We start from the raw sequence: 17,463 nt of genomic DNA, 5'->3' as shown, positions 1-17,463 counted from the left end.
TGACACACGTCATCAGACCTGGCGCGCCACCATCATCTTCTTCACTTCCGCAATCGCCTTCGCCGGGTTCAGGCCCTTCGGGCAGGCATTGGCGCAGTTCATGATGGTGTGGCAGCGATAGAGCCGGAAGGGGTCTTCCAGATTGTCGAGGCGCTCGCCGGTCGATTCGTCGCGGCTGTCGATCAGCCAGCGATAGGCCTGCAGCAGGGCGGCCGGGCCGAGATAACGGTCGCCGTTCCACCAATAGCTCGGGCAGGAGGTCGAGCAGCAGGCGCAGAGGATGCACTCATAGAGCCCGTCGAGCTTCTCGCGGTCGTCCTTGGCCTGCTTCCACTCCTTCTCCGGCGCCGGCGTCGTCGTCTTGAGCCAGGGCTCGATCGAAGCGTGCTGGGCGTAGAAGCGGGTCAGGTCAGGGACGAGGTCCTTGATCACAGGCATATGCGGCAGCGGGTAGATCGCGACCTTGCCCGCGCTCTTGCCGTGGCCTGAGCATTCGTCGATGCCGGTGGTGCAGGCGAGGCCGTTCTTGCCGTCCATGTTCATGGCGCAGGAACCGCAGATGCCCTCGCGGCAGGAGCGCCGGAAGGTCAGCGTCGGGTCGATCTTGGACTTGATCCAGATCAGCGCGTCCAGAACCATCGGCCCGCAATCCTCGCGGTCGACGAAATAGGTGTCGGTGCGCGGGTTCTCGCCGGTATCGGGGTTCCAGCGATAGACCTTGAACTCGGTCAGCTTCGCGGCCCCGGCCGGCTTCGGCCAGGCCTTGCCTTCGGTCAGGCGGGAGTTCTGCGGGAGATTGAATTCGGCCATTTTACCAAACAGTCCTCAATACACCCGCGCCTTGGGCTTGATGTACTCGATGTCGTTCGAGAGCGTGTAGGTGTGCACCGGGCGGTCGTCGAGCGTGACGCTGCGCTTCTCGTCGTCGATCCAGGACAGGGTGTGCTTCATCCAGTCCTTGTCGTCGCGGTTCGGATAATCCTCGCGGGCATGCGCGCCGCGGCTCTCCGGACGGTTCAGCGCCGAATCCATGGTGACGACCGCCTGGGTGATCAGATTGTCGAATTCCAGCGTCTCGACGAGATCGGAATTCCAGATCAGCGAACGGTCGGTGGTGGCGATGTCGGTGATGCCGCCCCAGACCTCGTGGATCAGCTTGTGGCCCTCTTCCAGCGTCTCGCCGGTGCGGTAGACCGCGCAGTTGTCCTGCATGGTCTTCTGCATGCGCCCGCGCAGTTCGGCAGTCGAGGTGCCGCCCGAGGCGTTGCGGTACTTGTCCAAGCGGATCAGCGCGAGATCGGCCGAGTTCTTCGGCAGTTCCGGCTGCTTCTCGCCCGCCGTCACGGTCTCGGCGCAGCGCAAGCCCGCGGCGCGGCCGAAGACGACGAGGTCGATCAGCGAGTTGGAGCCAAGACGGTTGGCGCCGTGCACGGAGACGCAGGCCGCCTCGCCGATCGCCATCAGGCCCGGCACCACCGTGTCGGGGTTGCCGTCGACCTTGGTCAGGACCTCGCCGTGGAAGTTCGTCGGGATGCCGCCCATGTTGTAATGCACCGTCGGCAGAACCGGAATCGGCTCGCGCGTCACATCCACGCCTGCGAAGATCTTGGCGCTCTCGGAGATGCCCGGCAGGCGCTCATGCAGGATCTTCGGGTCGAGATGGTCGAGATGCAGGTAGATGTGGTCCTTGTTCTTGCCGACGCCGCGCCCGCCACGGATCTCCATGGTCATCGAGCGTGAGACGACGTCGCGCGAGGCAAGGTCCTTGGCTGAAGGAGCGTAGCGCTCCATGAAGCGCTCGCCCTCGGAATTGGTCAGATAGCCGCCCTCGCCGCGCGCGCCCTCGGTGATCAGGCAGCCCGCGCCATAGATGCCGGTCGGGTGGAACTGCACGAACTCCATGTCCTGCAGGGGCAGGCCGGCGCGCAGCACCATGCCGCCGCCGTCGCCGGTGCAGGTATGGGCCGAGGTCGCCGAGAAATAGGCGCGGCCATAGCCGCCCGTCGCCAGGATCGTCTGCTGCGAACGGAAGCGATGGATCGTGCCGTCATCGAGCTTCAGCGCGATCACGCCACGGCAATGGCCGTCCTCGTCCATGATCAGGTCGATGGCGAAATATTCGATGAAGAACTCGGTGTTGTAGCGCAGCGCCTGGCCGTAGAGCGTGTGCAGCATGGCGTGGCCGGTGCGGTCGGCCGCGGCGCAGGTGCGCTGCGCCGGCGGGCCCTCGCCGAATTCGGTGGTCATGCCGCCGAAGGGGCGCTGATAGATCTTGCCGCTCTCGGTGCGCGAGAACGGCACGCCCCAATGCTCGAGCTCATAGACCGCGGCCGGCGCATTGCGCACGAGATATTCGATGGCGTCCTGGTCGCCGAGCCAGTCCGACCCCTTGACGGTGTCGTACATGTGCCACTGCCAGGTGTCCTTGCCCATATTGCCGAGCGAGGCGGCGACGCCGCCCTGGGCCGCGACGGTATGCGAGCGCGTCGGGAACACTTTTGAGATGCAGGCCGTGCGCAGGCCGGCCTGCGAGCAGCCGACGGTGGCGCGAAGGCCGGCGCCGCCGGCGCCCACCACGACGACGTCGAAGGTATGGTCGGTGATCGGATAGGCCTGACCGGCATAGGTCGCGGTCGAACGGGCTTTGGTGATCGCCATCGGATCAGCCTCCAAACGAGAGCTTCAGCACCGCGAAGACGCAAGCGGCGCCGATCGCGATCGCGAAGAAGGTGTTGGCCATCACGGCGGCGATCTTGAAGCCTTCGCCATGGATGTAATCCTCGATGACGACCTGCATGCCGAGCCGCATATGCACCACGCCCGAGACGACGAAGAGCAGCATCAGGATCGCGACCAGCGGATGCGACAGCGTCGCCATCGCAGCCGGATAGGGCTTGCCGAAGAGCGAGATCACGATGCCGAGGAAGATCACCGTCAGCACGACATTGGCCACCGCCGTGACGCGCTGGAGCCAGAAATGGCCGGTGCCGGATTTGGCGGAACCCAGACCACGAACGCGGCCGAGCGGGGTACGCATGGAGGAGTTGGGCTGCATGATGATGCTCCTCAGCGCAGGGCGTAGGCGAGGATCCAGACGAGCAGAGTGAGCCCGCCCGAAACGACGACGCTGTATTTCGCCATGTTCATCCGGGTCTGCGGCTCATAGCCATAGCCCATGTCCCAGACGAAATGCCTGAGGCCCCCGACCATGTGGTGCAGCAGCGCGAAGGAATAGCCGAACAGCACCAGCCGTCCGAGGATCGAGCCGGCGATCGCCTGGGCGGTCTCGAAGGCGGCAGGCCCCGAAGCGGCAGCGACCAGCCAGGCCGCAATCAGCACGGTGCCGGCATAGAGCGCGCAGCCGGTAACGCGATGCGCGATCGACATCGCCATGGTCCAGGACCAGCGGTAAATCTGCAGATGCGGCGAAAGCGGGCGCGCCGCCTGTTTGACCTCGGCCAAAATCACTCTCCGACTCTGCCGCCCATCAGCGGGCGTTTATCCATTTGGGATCGTTCTAGAGTGATTGGCTCTGTAACGAAACCGGTCCCGCGCTGCAATGCGGCATGCGGGATACGAAGTTACAGAAATCGAAATCTGTAACTTTTTACTCGGCGCGACGCGCCGCGACACTCCTAGCTCTCATTCCGGCGAGCCGCAAAGCCTACGCGCGAAACATGCGCCCACATGGACGCAAGGCCTCAGCGCGGCAGCAACGCCCAATAATCGAAATCGAGGATGATGCCGTCATCATACTGGTCGCCATGCCTGAGCGGAAACTCGCCGCAGGGCCGGTTCTTCGTCGCGATCAGGCGCAGCCGCAGCGCGCCGACATCGCTGCGGCCGGGCAATTCGGCGGCTTCCAGCACCTGGCTCCAGGCGAAGACGGTATCGCCGGCGAAGAGCGGCGAGACATGGCGCCCGCCATTGATCGCGGCGATGTGGAAGGCGTTGCCCAAGCCGTTGAAGGACAGGGCCCGCGCCAGGCTGATGACATGGCCGCCATAGATCAGACGCTTGCCGAAGCGGCTCTCGCGCGCGCCATAAGCGTCGAAATGCACCTTCGCGGTGTTCTGGTAGAGCCGGGTCGCGATCTGATGCTCGGCCTCCTCCACCGTCATGCCGTCGATATGGTCGATCTGCTCGCCGGCCGCATAAGCGCCCCAGCGGGAGGGCGAGCCCGCCAGCGCGTCGTCATAAGCCGCGAGCTCGATCGCCGGGCAGCCCTGGCCGAGCTCCTCCGGCAGCACCGCCTTAGGCAGCTCCGGCACCTGCTCGGCATGGGCCGGCGTACCCGGCTGGCGCTTGCGCACCAGGACCCAGCGCGCATAGCTCAGCACGATCTCGGCCTGCTGGTTGCGTCCGATGGAGCGGACATAGACGATGCCGGCGTCGCCGGCCGAGGTCTGCTTCAGCCCGATCACCTCCGAGGTGGTCGAGAGCGTATCGCCAGGAAAGACCGGCCTCAGGAAGCGCCCATCGGCATAGCCGAGATTGGCGATCGCGTTCAGCGAGATGTCGGGCACCGTCTTGCCGAAGACGATGTGGAAGACGAGCAGATCGTCGATGGGGGCGGTGGGATAGCCCAGCGCCCTGGCGAAGGCATCGGAGGATTGCACCGCGAAACGCGGGCCATAAAGCGCCGTGTAAAGCGAGACGTCGCCGGTCGTGATCGTGCGCGGCGTCGCATGCACGATGGTCTCGCCGAGGTTGAAATCCTCGAAGAAGCGGCCGGGATTGGTTTTCGCGACGGGCTCTGACATGGGGCTCACGCTTGAATGGGCTTGGCCGAGTGTGCGCTGCCGCATGGCGAGCCGTCCAGTCCCAAGCCGTCCGGGTGGGAGGGGTTAGTCTTAGGAGACGGTCATTTCGCCATTCCAGATCTGCGCGGCCATCTTCCCTTCTCCCCTCGCGGGAGAAGGCGGCGCGCAGCGCCGGATGAGGGGGCGCTGTGCCCTTTCCGGCTGGCGTCGCAAGGAAAAACGGCAATCGTCGAGCGCCCCCTCATCCGTCTCGGCTTCGCCGAGCCACCTTCTCCCGCGAGGGGAGAAGGGTTTTCCGCGCCCTTCACCGCTGCCGCAACGCTCGCAAAGGCAAAGGTTTCCACGCCATTGGTTCAGGGCCGACCCCTCACCCCACCAGCGCGCCAAGCTTCCCCAGATCCACATTCGCACCGCAGACCAGCACGCCGAGCCGCTCGCCCGGCGCAGGCTTGTAGGCCCCGCAGAGCAGCGCACCCAGCGCCGCCGCCCCGCCGGGCTCCACCGCCAGCCGGAAATCGCGCCAGAGCGTGCCCTGCGCCTGGGTGATCGCCTCGTCGGGCACCAGCACGACATGGTCGACCGTATCCTTGCAGACCTCATAGACCAGCGGGCCGACATTGCGTGCGCCGAGCGAATCGGCTGCGACCGAGGCGACCTTGACCTCGACCGGCCCCTTCGCCTCCAGCGCCGCCTGCAAGGCGCGCGAGCCGGCGGGTTCGACACCGACGACCTTGACCTTGCTGCCGGCGAACCAGGCGGCGATGCCCGAAATCAAACCGCCGCCGCCGACCGCGACCAGAACGGTGTCGAGATCGGGCTCCTGGAGCTGCCATTCGCGCCCGAGCGTGCCCTGGCCGGCGATGGTTTCCTTCGCTGCGAAGGGATGGATCTTGAGCGCGCCGGTTTCCGCGACGAAACGGTCGCAGGCGGCCTGCGCATCGTCATATTGCGCCCCGCCGATGACGACCTCGGCGCCAAAGCGGCGGATCGTCTCGATCTTGGCCGCAGGCGAGATCTCGGGCACGAAGATCGTCGCCTTGACGCCGCGCTCGCGCGCCGCATAGGCGACCGCCGCTCCGTGATTGCCGCCCGAGGCGGCCGCGACGCCAGCCGTCGGAACCGGCAGCGAGAGCAGGTTGTTGAAGGCGCCGCGCGTCTTGAACGAGCCGGCATGCTGCAGGCATTCGAGCTTCAGCGAGATCGCCGCCGGCGAGCCGAAAGCGCCGGCTCCGAGCCGCATCACCGGCGTGACGCGGGCATGGCCGGCAATGCGTTCTGCAGCCGCCTCGATCATCGGGCGCGGCACGGGGCGATCGGTCATGACGGAATCCTATGAAGGCAGGCGCTCCGGCGCAAAGCTCCAGATCGCGATGGGGAGCCCATGGCTATCGCGTCCCGGTGGATCGGGAAAGGGCGCTCCACGCCCGGCCAGGATGTGCTGGGCGACGACCAAAGCGGCAAGCGCATCGAGAGCGTCATCGGCGCCAGCACCTTTCGGCGGACGGGCCTCGACGATCACGGCCGGCAGCCCTGCCGTGATCAGGAGCGCCCGGCGCTCGGCCATGCCGAGGGGATTGATCACGCCCTTGATCTTCTTGGGCTGCGTCAGCGGCGCGCCGCGCATGGTGCGGAAGGCGAGCTCGGGATGGACTTCGAACAGGCGCTCCCGAAGCGCGGTCTCCGTCCTGAGCAGGGTGTCGATCTCGCGTATCCTGGGAAACAGATGGAAGCCCTGCTTGGAGACCTTTCGTGGCGGCTCGGAGGTTTCGAGCGCCAACCGGCAGGCCTCGCGATAATCCGCGCAATAGACGGCGGACCGCGCCGGAATCGAAAACACCGAGGATTGCCGCTCACCGAGCAGCGGCCTGACGAGACGCTCGGGCCCACGCCCCGCGCCGGCAACCCGGTCCGGCAGCCCGATCGGCATATCCACGGCCAGGAGCGCCGGTGGGTTTTTGCTGGCGAACAGATCGGCCAGATTCGAAACCACGCGCAGCGAGGGGGGCTCTTGGGCGGCGGTGTCGACAAGCGCCGCGATCCAGCCCGCCTTGCAGCCATCCACCCCCGCGATCCACGCCATCCGCGCGCCCTCCCGCATCCGCCTTTTGCAGAACTGACGTTGCATGTGCGTCGCGTCTAGTGTGCAGTGCAGCGAAGAGCGGCGACAATGCCGCCCGAGCTGGATGCGAAACAGCGATAACCGGCCTTTCGCGTGAGTCCCGCGTTAGATTTGAGAGAATGCCATGACCACAATCCGCCCACGCCGCAGCGTCCTCTACATGCCCGGCTCCAATGCCCGCGCGCTGGAGAAGGCCCGTGAGATCGCCGCCGACGCTCTGATCCTCGACCTCGAAGACGCCGTCGCGCCCGACGCCAAGGAGACAGCCCGCGCCCAGGTCTGCGCCGCCGTGAAGGCCGGCGGCTATGGCCGGCGCGAGCTCGTGATCCGCACCAACGGCCTCGACACGCCCTGGTTTGCCGCCGATCTGGCCGCCGCCGCAGAGGCCAGGCCCGACGCCATCCTGATTCCGAAAGTCTCCTCGCCCGAAACCTTGCAGCAGATAGGCACCTTGCTCGACGGCCTTTGGGCCGCCCCCGAGATCCGCATCTGGGCGATGATCGAGACGCCGCTCGCCATCCTCGATGCCGAGCGCATCGCACGCGCAGTGCAGGACCGCCGGACGCGGCTGGCCTGTTTCGTGATGGGCACCAACGATCTCGCCAAGGAGACACGCGCCCGCTTCGTGCCCGGCCGCGCGCCGATGCTGCCCTGGCTGACGACGGCGATCCTCGCCGCCCGCGCCTATGGCATCGACATCATCGACGGCGTCTATAACGACCTCAAGGACGAGGCCGGCTTCACGGCGGAATGCGAGCAGGGCCGCGATCTCGGCTTCGACGGCAAGACGCTGATCCATCCCGGGCAGGTCGCGACCGCCAACGCGGTCTTCGCGCCCGACGACGCCGAGCTCACCCGCGCCAGGACGATCATCGCCGCCTTCGACCAGCCGGAGAACGCCGACAAGGGCGCGATCCAGCTCGACGGCCGCATGGTCGAGCGGCTGCATGCCGAGATGGCCAAGCGCGTGGTGGCGCTGGGTGAGGCGATCGGGGCCTGATCCACACCGTCATGCTCGGGCTCGTCCCGAGCATCCACGTCTTGAACACCAAGCTCGATCAGCGAAGACGCGGATGGTCGCCACAAGGGCGACCATGACGGACGGAGGGATTACTTCTTCGCCGCCTTGGCGCGATCCATCGCCTCGAGGATGAGCTGCTTGGCCTTGGCGGCATCGCCCCAGCCGGTGAGCTTCACCCATTTGCCGGGCTCGAGATCCTTGTAGTGCTCGAAGAAGTGCTGGATCTGGTCGAGCGTGATCTTCGGCAGATCGGTGTAGTTGTGCACGTTCTCGTAGCGCTTGGTCAGCTTGGGCACCGGCACCGCGATGATCTTCTCGTCGCCGCCGGCCTCGTCCTCCATCATCATCACGCCGATCGGCCGCACGGCGATATAGGAGCCGGGGATCAGCGGACGGGTGTTGGCGACCAGCACGTCGCAAGGATCGCCATCCTCGGACAGCGTATGCGGGATGAAGCCGTAATTCCCGGGATAGCGCATCGGCGTATAGAGGAAACGGTCGACGAAGAGCGTACCGGCCTCCTTGTCCATCTCGTATTTGATCGGCTCCCCGCCGATGGCGACTTCGATGACGACGTTGACTTCGTCGGGAGGATTCTTGCCGATGGAAATGGCGTCGAGGCGCATAAGACTTGACCTGTGGCGATGGAAACTGGCGGGTCTTATGCGGGTTTGGACGCAAAAGTCCAAGTCGAGATTAAAAGCCGGGTCCGGCTCAGCTCACCTTGAGGCCGAGTTCGGCCAGCATCTGCCCGGCCTGCTGGCGTGAAATCGTCGCGCCCCGGAACAATGCGGCATCGCCGAGCCGCAAGCCGCCGAGATCCGCGCCGCGCAGATCGGCCCCCTCAAAACGGGCGCCGGTCAGGTTGGCGTCGCGCAGGCTGCAATCCTCCAGCACCGCTTCGCGAAAATCGGCTTTCCTGAGATCGGCCTGGCTGAAATCGAGCCGCTGCAGCCGCATCCTCCGGAAGGAGAAACCCGGCAGCTTCGCGGCAACCAATAGCGTCTCCTCGAAACTCGCGCCCAATGTCTTGGCTTCGGACAGATCCGCTCCCGTCAGCTTGCAGCTCCGGAAAGCCGCGGACGCCAGCAGCGAGCGCCGAAAGCTCGCATTGTTGAAGTCGCCGGCTTGAAAGACCGCTTCGGTCAGGGTGCAGCCGCTGAAATCGGCGAAAGCGCCCCGACAGCCCGACCAGCTGGAGCCGTCGAGGCGAGCGCCCTTGAAGCTGGTCCGGCGCAGCAGGCAGCGCTCAAACGCCCAGCCGATCAGGCTGAGGCCAGCGAGATCGGCGCCCTCGATATCGCAGCCGACGAGCAGCGCGCGCCCTTCCGCCGCCAGCGCCTCGACGGCCGAGCGGGTCAGCGTCACCTCGGCGATCGTTCGCGTGGGGGAGGGTGTGACCATGGCCCCATCCCTAGAATAGGATGCGAAAAAGTGGGAACCGGTTTTTCGCGTCGATCCTGCTCTCATTTGCACCGCGCGCCCGGCACTGGTATCGGGCGCGCTATGAAAATCGATCAGACCAGCTCCCGCGAGACTCGTCCTTGCTGAACCACCTGCGCCCCGACGAGGACCGCTATGCGCGCCGCATGGCCCGCATCGCGCGCTGGGACCGGCCGATAAGCGGCAAAGCCGACCGCCTGCGCGCCTGGGCCAATATGCTGCTGGTCGATCACGGCATCTTCCGGCTCGCCTATCTCAATGCCCATCGCGTCACGCCGCAGCTCTGGCGCGCGGCCCAGCCCGCGCCGGGCCAGATCGCGAAATTCGCTCGCGAAGGTGTCAAGACCATCGTCAATCTGCGCGGCGGGCGCGAGCACGGCTCCTGGCCATTGCAGCGCGAGGCCTGCGAGCGCCACGGCATCGCCCTCGTTGACTTCGTGCTGCGCTCGCGCGGCGCGCCCGAACGCGAGACCATCCTGGGCGCCAAGGCCTTCTTCGCCGGCCTGACGGAGCCTGCGCTGGTGCATTGCAAATCGGGCGCCGACCGCGCCGGCTTCTTCGCGGCGCTCTATCTGCTGATTCATGAGGAGCGGCCGCTTGAGGAAGCGACCCGCCAGCTCTCGCTGCGCTACGGCCATTTCCGTTTCGCCAAGACCGGGATTCTCGACGCTTTCTTCGAGGCTTATCGCCGCGAGGGACACGCCAAAGGTATGTCCTTCCTCGACTGGGTCGCGAAAGACTACGACCCCGAACGGCTGGAGCGCGAATTCAAGCCGGGCTTCCTGTCCTCGCTGATCGCCGACAGGCTGATCCGGCGGGAATAGCCGCGCCCAGAGCGTTGTCGAGCGAACTGGGAACCGGTTTTCGCAAGAGCAAAGCTCTCAACCTTTAAAATCGCTCATCCCCGTGCGACGGCAAATCCGTCCACGCCGAAGCGTGTCCAGGCGAACTGGACATGCGCCAGCATCCGCGCCAGCGAGACCAGGCCGATCGCCCCGAGCAGCGCCAGCGACAAGGTGCCGAACCAGGCCATGACGAGCCCGGCGGCCAGGAGCGCGACCGCGTTGGTGAGGACCTGGCGGCGCGGATAGCGCGAGAGCGAGGCGATCTCGTGCAAGGGCGTGACCAGCGCGATGCCGCCATAGAACAGCGCCATGATCGCGACGGTCTCGCCGACACCTTCCCATTGCGTGCCGTCCAGCAACACGGCATCGGCGCCGAGGGCGACGAGTGCGATGGCGGCAAACAGCCCCGCCGCCGCGGCCATCAGGCCAAGCGTCACGAAACGAACCCAGGATTGCCGGCTCTCGGCGGCGCACCCACGCAGGCTCGACAGCACGAGCGGCACCGAGACCGCGGAGAACATCTGGGTCGGCACCTCGAGCAGGCGCATCGCCAGCGCGACATGGGCTGCCAGCAGCGGGTTGCTTGCATAGGGCAAGGCGAGCAGCGGCGCCACCATGAAGCCGAAGGACAGGAGCGCGGAGGGCAGCAGGAAACGCGGCGCGGTGCGCCAACGGCTCGCCGATTCGCTCAGCTCAAGCCGCGACCAGGCCTCGCGCCGCACCAGACTCGCCAGCGCGGCGCGCCGACGCCAGACCAGATAGCAGGCCGAGACGACATGGCCGATCGCATCCGCAGCGAACAGCGCGATCGAGGTTGCGCCCAGCGGCCAGATCAGCAGGACCATCATGCCAGGCTGGACCAGCGCCTGAACGACATTGCTGTTGCCGATCGCGGCAAAATCCCCTTCCGCCGTTGCTTCCGAAGAGACCAGCCGGATCACCGCCCGCCCGGCGAGCGACACCAGAAACAAGGCCCCATAGGTCGCGACCACCCAGCCGGCCGCACCCGCCACGGCGATGGCCAGCGCGGCAATGGCCAGGAAGGCGACCCCTGCCGCAAGCGCCAGCCGGAACGCCCGCGCAAGCCTGTCCTGGTCGCTGCTCTGGAAGAACACCGCCTCGAAACGCAGCAGCGTCGCGATCGAGATGAAATTGGCGAGCGCCGAAAACAGCGCGAAATCGGCGAAAACCTGCGCCGGGCACAAGGCCGCAGCCGCAAGCAGGCCCCAGACGGAGAGAAAGCGCGCCTGGACGAAGCGCAGGGCCAGCATCAGCCCCGAGGCCAATCCGGCCCGGGAGGCGGCCGAACCCTCGGCCGCGATCTCCTCGGCAGGTGCAACCGGCGCCGACGGCGCGACGCCGACCGGGAACGCCGTCCGCTCGAGGATCAGGTGCGCGGCCATATCCACATCCATGCTCGGGATATCGGACAGGTCATCGCCGCTGGCTTCCCGGAGGTCACGACGAGAGGACGCAGCCGCCAGCGGATCAGTCGGTCTGATCACGGAACACAGCTCTGCCCGAGACACGGTGCGCCTTCATGGTTAACGAATTCTTATGCAGGCGAATGACCACGGAGCATGCCCCAGAGAGAACAGGGCTCTCTGTCAAGTCCATGGCCAAAGAATGGCGAAATTTGACGCTGCGTTAGGCAAAACCAGGCCGTTTTGTTTGGAAAACCTCCAGAAAACGAGCGCCGCCAAGCGAAATTTGGCAAAATCTCCCCTAGCGTCGCCACCGTACAGAAACAGAACGGTCGGGCCTGTCGCCATACCCAGGCCGAGCTCCCAAGCCTCCTTCGCAGCCGGCTCCGATGACCGTTTCAATCGATCCGATCGCGCTCGCCGCCGCGAATCGGCGCGGGAAGGCGGTTCTCGCGCGGGGAGAGCGGACAGACCCAGGCTTCGGAATAGGCGCAGGACGGATAATAGGCGAAATTGAAATCGAGGATCAGCCGGCCGTCCGGCGTCGCGCCGAGATCGGCGCTCTTGATCGTGTCGAGCAGATAGCGACCGCCAGTGAATGTGTCGCAGCCATTGCTGGCATCGCCGAAGGGCAGGAAGGTGCCGCCGCCATAGCCGGCGATCCAGTACAGCGTCAGCTCCCGGCCGAGCGGCCCCGCCAAACCGTCGGTCAGCGCATAGGGAACGAGCGTCATCAGCCCATCCTTGCCGGCCTCGACCGGAATCGTCTCGCGATCGAAGGCAGGTACGAGGCCAACCTCGAACCGCAGGGCCGGATCATAGGGAAAGCAGGCGATGCCGGTGAATTCGGCACGGCCCTTCGCCGTCAAGGGCGATTGCGGATGCTCGCGAAACAGCCTGTCGCGTGCCGCCCGCCACTGCTGCCAGCCGGCCTGCGGCGGCAGCGCCCTCACCGCCGCATAGAGATCGGCGATCTGCCGCCGCCAATCCTGCAGCGTGCTGAAGCGCGTGAAATCAGCAGCCAAAGCCATGGCGCGTGCAGTCATCGCAAATCCTCCCGGCAAATCCTCGCGGGCTTCACGTCTCCTGCAGGCAACGCCGACACGGCGCGCCCGTTCCATGAGACAGCCTTGCGCGAGGTTTAACCCCCTGGCGCTGCCAGAACCTGTCAGCGGCAGGGTGGGGCAGCACTTGGCTCCATGAGGGCTGTCACGAATCCGCGAGGCGGGTGTGAGCGCGCCGCCGAGTCCGCCTTGATCGCGCGGCTCCAATATTTTAAGCTTAAAATATTGGAGCTCTGGAATCGGGACTGAGATCATGTCGGAAGCGCCCCGCAGACTGTCCTATGGCAGCTATCTCCAGGTCGACCGGCTGCTCTCCTGCCAGGAGCCGGAAAGCCTGAAGACCGGCGCGCCGGCACATGACGAGATGCTCTTCATCATCGTCCACCAGGCCTATGAGCTCTGGTTCCGGCAGATCCTGCACGAGCTCGACCGGATCCAGGCTGATTTCGCGGCGCGCACGGTCGCCGACGAGCATCTCGGCCGCATCAATGCCGGGCTCAGCCGGATCCACGAGATCCTGAAGCTGCTGGTCGGGCAGCTCGACGTGCTGGAGACGATGACGCCGGCGGGCTTCCTCGAGTTCCGAGACCTGCTGACGCCGGCCTCCGGCTTCCAATCCGTGCAGTTCCGATTGATCGAGGCGCGGCTCGGCCTGCATGACGACGCCCGCATCCGCATCGACGAGCAGAGCATGCGCGAGCGACTCGCGCCGGAAGACCGCGACAAGCTGAGCGCGGACACAAATCCCTCGCTGCTCTCCCAGCTCGACGCCTGGCTGGCGCGCACGCCCTTCGTGGCGCTGGGCGACTACAGCTTTCGCGAGAGCTACCGGGCCGCGGTGATCGCCGCATTGCAGCGCGACGCCACCAGCATCAGCGCAGACCCCGCCTTGCCCGAGCCGCAGCGGCAGGCCGACGCGGCCGCGATCGAGCAGGCTCTCGCCCGCTTCCGGGCCCTGTTCGAGCCCGACGCCACGACCTCGACCTGGCGGATGTCGGCCCGCGCCATCGAAGCGGCCCTGTTCATCTCGCTCTATCGCGACATGCCGGTGCTGCAACTGCCCTTCCGGCTGCTGCAGGCGCTGATGGACATCGACGAGAGCCTGACGCTCTGGCGCCTGCGCCATGCCTTGATGGTCGAACGCATGATCGGCGTCAGGCCCGGCACCGGCGGCTCATCGGGCTCCGGCTATCTCAAGGCGACGGCGGAGAAGCACCGCATCTTCATCGATCTCTTCCACCTCTCGACCTATCTGCTCGGCCCGCGCGACCTGCCGGCCCTGCCCGACGCCTTGCGGCAGCGCATGGGCTTCAGCTACGGGGCGGCCTGATGGAGCGGACAGGCGACTGGACGCAGCATTTCTCGCGGTTTCGCGGCGCGGCTCCGCAGCGCATCAACCTCGCCGCGCACAGCCATCACGACTGGCCCGACGTCACCTTCGCAGCGCAGGGGATGGCGTGGCTGGATGCGGCACAGCGCGCCGGCGACAAATGGGATGTCGTCTTCGGCGAGGTCATTCCGGCAGTCCAGGCCGGCATCGCCCGGCATCTCGCCTTGCCCGATCCGGCGACGATCGCCTTTGCGCCCAACACGCATGAATTCCTGCGCCGCCTGCTCTCCTGCCTGCCGACGGGCAGACTGCCCCGCATATTGACCACCGGGGCGGAGTTCCACACCGCGCGGCGGCAACTCTCGCGGCTGGCCGAAGAGGGGCTGATCGTGCTGGACGACATCCCGGCCGAACCCTTGGCGAGCCTGCATGAGCGGCTCAAGGCGGCGATCGCAGCCGGCGGGCACGACCTGATCTATCTCAGCCAGGTCCTGTTCAATTCCGGCGCGACCAGCGGCGATCTCGCCGCTCTCGTCGGTGCCGTGCCCTCGCCCGAGACCTTCATCGCCATCGACGGCTATCACGGCTATCTCGCTTTGCCGACAAACCTCTCTGTCATCGTTGACCGAGCCTTCTACATCGCAGGCGGCTATAAATACGCCATGGCCGGCGAGGGCAGCTGCTTCATGCACTGCCCGCCGGGGTACGGCCCACGCCCGCGCGACACCGGCTGGTTTGCAGCCTTCGGGGCGCTCGCAGCGCCGGCCGGCAGCACCGTCGGTTACCCCACCGATGGCGGGCGCTTCCTCGGCGCGACCTTCGACCCCTCCGGCCTCTACCGCATGCGCGCCGTGCTCGACTGGATGCAGGCGGAGGCTCTCGACGCCGCGCGCATCCATGAGCATGCGATTGCCCTGATGCAGCGCTTCCTCGCCGGGCTCGATGCGCTGGACCTTCCCGGGCTCAGCCGCGACGCGATCATCACGCCGCTGCATGACCCCGCCGGTCACGGCAATTTCCTGGCCTTCAGGACGCCCGCCGCCGGCGCGTTTGAGGCCGCATTGGCGAAGCTCGATATCGCCACCGACCATCGCGGCAACGTGCTGCGTTTCGGCTTCGGCCTGGCGCTGTCGGAGAGCGACATCGACACCGCTCTGGAGCGAATGAAGGCGTTGCGGGGCTGAAGCAGGTCGGTCTCCCGTCAAACCGCGGCGTCATCACGACAACCGCGGCAGTTCACCCGCGATTCATCCTGAATCCAGGCTTCACCATATCGTTCAACCGCTGATTCACCGGCGCCGCGCGAGATCTCCCGCAACCTGGATTACGGGAGGTTCAATCGTGACCAGACGCCATACTCCGATCGCCCTGCTCTTCGCCGCGGCGATGCCGCTGCTCTTCGTCGCCTTCGCCGGCCGGCCGGCGCTGGCACGCGAACTCGTCGAGGCGCCCGATGCGCGCTACCTGCCCGGCACGATCGTGATCCGCACGGCCGAGCGCCGGCTCTATTTCGTCAACGCGCCGGGCACCGCGATCCGCTACCAGATCGCCGTCGGCAAGGCCGGCAAGCAATGGCGCGGCGTCAAATATGTCGAGGAATTGCAGGTCGATCCGGCCTGGAGCCCGCCCGCCTCGGTCAAGCGCGACAACCCGAACCTGCCCGACGTCATCCCCGGCGGCTCGCCGCGCAACCCGATGGGCGCGCGCGTCATCGGGCTCGGGCCGGGCGGCGAGTATGCGATCCACGGCACCAATATGCCCAGGACGATCGGCACCTTCGCCTCCTATGGCTGCTTTCGCATGCATAACGAGGATGTCGTCGATCTCTACCAGCGTGTCCGCATGGGCACGCCTGTCGTCGTCCTGCCCTGACACGCCTTACAGCGCGACCGGCGAGAGCAGCGGCTTGCCCGCGAAATAGGCCTCCAGATTGCCGACCAGCAGATCCTGCTGGGCAAGCTGCGCCGATTCCGCATTGGCGGCGATATGCGGCGTCAGCACGACGTTCTCGAGCACCTTGAGCCGGTCAGGCACCTGCGGCTCGTGCTCATAGACATCCAGCGCCGCGCCCGCGATCAGCTTCGTCTCCAGGGCCACGCACAGGGCCTCCTCATCGACCGCGATGCCGCGCGAGATGTTGATGAGATGGCCCTCCGGCCCCAGCGCGCGCAGCACCTGCGCGTTGATGGCGTGGCGGGTCTCGCTACTGGCGCGCACCGCGACGATCAGCACATCGGCCCAGTTCGCGAGCCCGAGCAGGCTGTCGTGATAGAGATAGGGCAGCTCCGGCCGCTGCGAGCGGTTGTGATAGCCGATCGTCATGTCGAAGGCGGCCGCGCGGCTGGCGATGCGGGCGCCGATGGCTCCCAGCCCGTAGATCCCGAGCTTGCGACCGGCCAAACCCGGCACATTGGGCATGCGCTCGACCGAATTGCCCTGCCAGCGCCCGGCCCGCACGAAACGCTCGGCGGCACCGATCTGGCGAGCGGAGGCCAGCAGCAGGCCCATGGCGAATTCGGCGACGCTCGTCGCATTGGCGTCGGCGGCGTTGCACAGCTTGATGCCGCGCGCCTTCGCACAGGCCTGGTCCACGCCCTCGATGCCGGTGCCGTAGCAGGAGATCAACCCGAGCTTCGGCAGCGCATCGATCAGCGCGGCGTCGGTCTTCAGCGATCCCATGGTGAGCAGCGCCTGCGCGGCCTCGGCGCCCTCCGGCAGGGCGTCAGGCATGGAACGCTCCATTGGGCCCAGCAGCACATAGCGCTCCTGCAGGCGCTCGACGAGGCGCGCGGGCATGCGCGGCGCCATCAGGATCGTCGGCTTCATCGGTCTGCAATCTCCGGTTCATGCGCCGAGTTCATGCGCATTGCATCGCAGCATTCCGGGGGCCGCACCTCAACCCGTCCTGGAGCGACAACGGACATATCGCCCACGCAGAGCGAGAGACCCCTGATTGATGCGGCGCAATATGGAAAAAGCCCTTCCACGGCTTTTTCGCCCCTCGCCTGCGACAAAAAAGCGCGTTAACGTTTGCCCGCTCGACATCAGACACACGCCAAGCGCGCAAGCGCCGGGCTCAGAAGGGGCTACAGATGGATCATCTCGCTGACGTCAAGAAATTCGCCAAGAAGCCGCTGAATGAGGCGGCATTTGCCGGAATGTCGAAATCCTACGCCCTCGTGATGGGCAAGGCCGATACGCGCTACGTCGCCTGCTCCGACCCCGCCGAGCTGGATCGCGTTCGCGAGAATTTCCTGAAGAAGAAGCTCGGCCTGAAGACCGCCGATCTCGATGCCTCGATCAAGGCGGCATGCGAGCACATGAAGGCCGACAAGACCAAGTCGCGCCTGACCTTCTACTATCTGCTGGCCGAGCATTACGGAAAGCTGGATCTCTTCGTGAAGAAGTGAAAAGACGGCAGTCGGAATTGGGCAGTCGGCAGTCGTGACACCCG

Annotated in this window: 18 protein-coding genes; 6 read left to right on the top strand and 12 right to left on the bottom strand. The window is 66.2% G+C overall.

Annotated elements, in window-relative coordinates; translation table 11 throughout:
• Positions 1-12: 12 nt before the first annotated feature.
• From ACSQ3P_RS17520 to ACSQ3P_RS17490, 7 genes are all read right to left on the bottom strand, one after another.
• Positions 13-810, bottom strand: a complete 798-nt coding sequence (locus ACSQ3P_RS17520) for a succinate dehydrogenase iron-sulfur subunit (protein WP_103721379.1) — start codon at positions 808-810, stop codon at positions 13-15.
• A 15-nt stretch (positions 811-825) separates the two neighbouring features.
• Entirely contained in the window at positions 826-2,658 is a 1,833-nt protein-coding gene (gene sdhA / locus ACSQ3P_RS17515; RefSeq protein ID WP_069688984.1) for a succinate dehydrogenase flavoprotein subunit, read from the bottom strand.
• A 4-nt stretch (positions 2,659-2,662) separates the two neighbouring features.
• On the bottom strand, positions 2,663-3,055 hold the full coding sequence (gene sdhD, locus ACSQ3P_RS17510; RefSeq protein WP_436166804.1) for a succinate dehydrogenase, hydrophobic membrane anchor protein: 393 nt from the start codon (positions 3,053-3,055) through the stop codon (positions 2,663-2,665).
• Positions 3,056-3,066: 11 nt separating this feature from the next.
• Positions 3,067-3,462: a succinate dehydrogenase, cytochrome b556 subunit gene (gene sdhC, locus ACSQ3P_RS17505; RefSeq protein WP_092172348.1), complete on the bottom strand. Its 396-nt coding sequence runs from the start codon at positions 3,460-3,462 to the stop codon at positions 3,067-3,069.
• Positions 3,463-3,701: 239 nt separating this feature from the next.
• Entirely contained in the window at positions 3,702-4,763 is a 1,062-nt protein-coding gene (locus ACSQ3P_RS17500) for a MaoC family dehydratase (protein WP_436166803.1), read from the bottom strand.
• A gap of 367 nt (positions 4,764-5,130) precedes the next feature.
• On the bottom strand, positions 5,131-6,084 hold the full coding sequence (locus tag ACSQ3P_RS17495; protein WP_436166802.1) for a threonine/serine dehydratase: 954 nt from the start codon (positions 6,082-6,084) through the stop codon (positions 5,131-5,133).
• Positions 6,085-6,093: 9 nt separating this feature from the next.
• Positions 6,094-6,843 (bottom strand): DUF429 domain-containing protein, encoded by a 750-nt coding sequence (locus ACSQ3P_RS17490; RefSeq protein ID WP_436166801.1) that lies wholly within the window; start codon positions 6,841-6,843, stop codon positions 6,094-6,096.
• A gap of 163 nt (positions 6,844-7,006) precedes the next feature.
• Here ACSQ3P_RS17490 and ACSQ3P_RS17485 point away from each other — a divergent pair, with 163 nt between their 5' ends.
• On the top strand, positions 7,007-7,882 hold the full coding sequence (locus ACSQ3P_RS17485) for an HpcH/HpaI aldolase/citrate lyase family protein (protein ID WP_436166800.1): 876 nt from the start codon (positions 7,007-7,009) through the stop codon (positions 7,880-7,882).
• 110 nt (positions 7,883-7,992) lie between these two features.
• On the opposite strand, the gene ppa is transcribed toward ACSQ3P_RS17485, so the two are convergent.
• The gene (gene ppa / locus ACSQ3P_RS17480) at positions 7,993-8,529 is read right to left on the bottom strand and encodes an inorganic diphosphatase (protein WP_436166799.1); all 537 of its coding nucleotides are present in this window, start codon (positions 8,527-8,529) and stop codon (positions 7,993-7,995) included.
• Between the two features lie 88 nt (positions 8,530-8,617).
• Positions 8,618-9,307: a pentapeptide repeat-containing protein gene (locus ACSQ3P_RS17475; RefSeq protein WP_436166798.1), complete on the bottom strand. Its 690-nt coding sequence runs from the start codon at positions 9,305-9,307 to the stop codon at positions 8,618-8,620.
• A 140-nt stretch (positions 9,308-9,447) separates the two neighbouring features.
• Here ACSQ3P_RS17475 and ACSQ3P_RS17470 point away from each other — a divergent pair, with 140 nt between their 5' ends.
• Complete coding sequence (locus ACSQ3P_RS17470) at positions 9,448-10,170, top strand: fused DSP-PTPase phosphatase/NAD kinase-like protein (protein WP_436166797.1); 723 nt, start codon at positions 9,448-9,450, stop codon at positions 10,168-10,170.
• Between the two features lie 74 nt (positions 10,171-10,244).
• Here ACSQ3P_RS17470 and ACSQ3P_RS17465 read toward each other — a convergent pair whose 3' ends face one another.
• Complete coding sequence (locus ACSQ3P_RS17465) at positions 10,245-11,594, bottom strand: hypothetical protein (protein WP_436166796.1); 1,350 nt, start codon at positions 11,592-11,594, stop codon at positions 10,245-10,247.
• 419 nt (positions 11,595-12,013) lie between these two features.
• Entirely contained in the window at positions 12,014-12,661 is a 648-nt protein-coding gene (locus tag ACSQ3P_RS17460; RefSeq protein WP_436166795.1) for a DUF1684 domain-containing protein, read from the bottom strand.
• Positions 12,662-12,932: 271 nt separating this feature from the next.
• Between ACSQ3P_RS17460 and ACSQ3P_RS17455 the strand changes: the two genes are divergently transcribed.
• From ACSQ3P_RS17455 to ACSQ3P_RS17445, 3 genes are all read left to right on the top strand, one after another.
• Positions 12,933-14,009, top strand: a complete 1,077-nt coding sequence (locus tag ACSQ3P_RS17455) for a tryptophan 2,3-dioxygenase family protein (protein ID WP_436166794.1) — start codon at positions 12,933-12,935, stop codon at positions 14,007-14,009.
• On the top strand, positions 14,009-15,193 hold the full coding sequence (locus ACSQ3P_RS17450) for an aminotransferase class V-fold PLP-dependent enzyme (RefSeq protein ID WP_436166793.1): 1,185 nt from the start codon (positions 14,009-14,011) through the stop codon (positions 15,191-15,193). Before ACSQ3P_RS17455 ends, ACSQ3P_RS17450 begins: the two co-directional genes overlap by 1 nt.
• 202 nt (positions 15,194-15,395) lie before the next feature.
• Positions 15,396-15,881, top strand: coding sequence for a L,D-transpeptidase (locus tag ACSQ3P_RS17445; RefSeq protein ID WP_436167181.1), 486 nt, complete (start codon positions 15,396-15,398; stop codon positions 15,879-15,881).
• A 6-nt stretch (positions 15,882-15,887) separates the two neighbouring features.
• Here ACSQ3P_RS17445 and ACSQ3P_RS17440 read toward each other — a convergent pair whose 3' ends face one another.
• A complete protein-coding gene (locus tag ACSQ3P_RS17440; RefSeq protein ID WP_436166792.1) occupies positions 15,888-16,835 on the bottom strand; it encodes a 2-hydroxyacid dehydrogenase in 948 nt (315 codons plus the stop codon).
• A gap of 266 nt (positions 16,836-17,101) precedes the next feature.
• Here ACSQ3P_RS17440 and ACSQ3P_RS17435 point away from each other — a divergent pair, with 266 nt between their 5' ends.
• Entirely contained in the window at positions 17,102-17,419 is a 318-nt protein-coding gene (locus tag ACSQ3P_RS17435; RefSeq protein WP_069688997.1) for a DUF2853 family protein, read from the top strand.
• Positions 17,420-17,463: the final 44 nt, after the last annotated feature.

The organism is Allobosea sp. LjRoot9 (assembly GCF_964252745.1).
GTDB lineage: Bacteria > Pseudomonadota > Alphaproteobacteria > Rhizobiales > Beijerinckiaceae > Allobosea.
The sequence above is the reverse complement of the archived record's forward strand: the minus strand, read 5'-3'. Positions and strand labels throughout refer to the sequence as shown.

Bases quoted from the DNA above. Each gene is read 5' to 3' on its own strand.
- ACSQ3P_RS17440 (WP_436166792.1), bottom strand. From the start codon at position 16,835: ATGAAGCCGACGATCCTGATGGCGCCGCGCATGCCCGCGCGCCTCGTC.
- ACSQ3P_RS17500 (WP_436166803.1), bottom strand. From the start codon at position 4,763: ATGTCAGAGCCCGTCGCGAAAACCAATCCCGGCCGCTTCTTCGAGGAT.
- ppa (WP_436166799.1), bottom strand. From the start codon at position 8,529: ATGCGCCTCGACGCCATTTCCATCGGCAAGAATCCTCCCGACGAAGTC.
- ACSQ3P_RS17460 (WP_436166795.1), bottom strand. From the start codon at position 12,661: ATGACTGCACGCGCCATGGCTTTGGCTGCTGATTTCACGCGCTTCAGC.
- ACSQ3P_RS17445 (WP_436167181.1), top strand. From the start codon at position 15,396: ATGCCGCTGCTCTTCGTCGCCTTCGCCGGCCGGCCGGCGCTGGCACGC.
- ACSQ3P_RS17435 (WP_069688997.1), top strand. From the start codon at position 17,102: ATGGATCATCTCGCTGACGTCAAGAAATTCGCCAAGAAGCCGCTGAAT.
- ACSQ3P_RS17455 (WP_436166794.1), top strand. From the start codon at position 12,933: ATGTCGGAAGCGCCCCGCAGACTGTCCTATGGCAGCTATCTCCAGGTC.
- sdhD (WP_436166804.1), bottom strand. From the start codon at position 3,055: ATGCAGCCCAACTCCTCCATGCGTACCCCGCTCGGCCGCGTTCGTGGT.
- ACSQ3P_RS17495 (WP_436166802.1), bottom strand. From the start codon at position 6,084: ATGACCGATCGCCCCGTGCCGCGCCCGATGATCGAGGCGGCTGCAGAA.
- sdhA (WP_069688984.1), bottom strand. From the start codon at position 2,658: ATGGCGATCACCAAAGCCCGTTCGACCGCGACCTATGCCGGTCAGGCC.
- ACSQ3P_RS17475 (WP_436166798.1), bottom strand. From the start codon at position 9,307: ATGGTCACACCCTCCCCCACGCGAACGATCGCCGAGGTGACGCTGACC.
- ACSQ3P_RS17520 (WP_103721379.1), bottom strand. From the start codon at position 810: ATGGCCGAATTCAATCTCCCGCAGAACTCCCGCCTGACCGAAGGCAAG.
- ACSQ3P_RS17490 (WP_436166801.1), bottom strand. From the start codon at position 6,843: ATGGCGTGGATCGCGGGGGTGGATGGCTGCAAGGCGGGCTGGATCGCG.
- ACSQ3P_RS17465 (WP_436166796.1), bottom strand. From the start codon at position 11,594: ATGGCCGCGCACCTGATCCTCGAGCGGACGGCGTTCCCGGTCGGCGTC.
- ACSQ3P_RS17450 (WP_436166793.1), top strand. From the start codon at position 14,009: ATGGAGCGGACAGGCGACTGGACGCAGCATTTCTCGCGGTTTCGCGGC.
- ACSQ3P_RS17485 (WP_436166800.1), top strand. From the start codon at position 7,007: ATGACCACAATCCGCCCACGCCGCAGCGTCCTCTACATGCCCGGCTCC.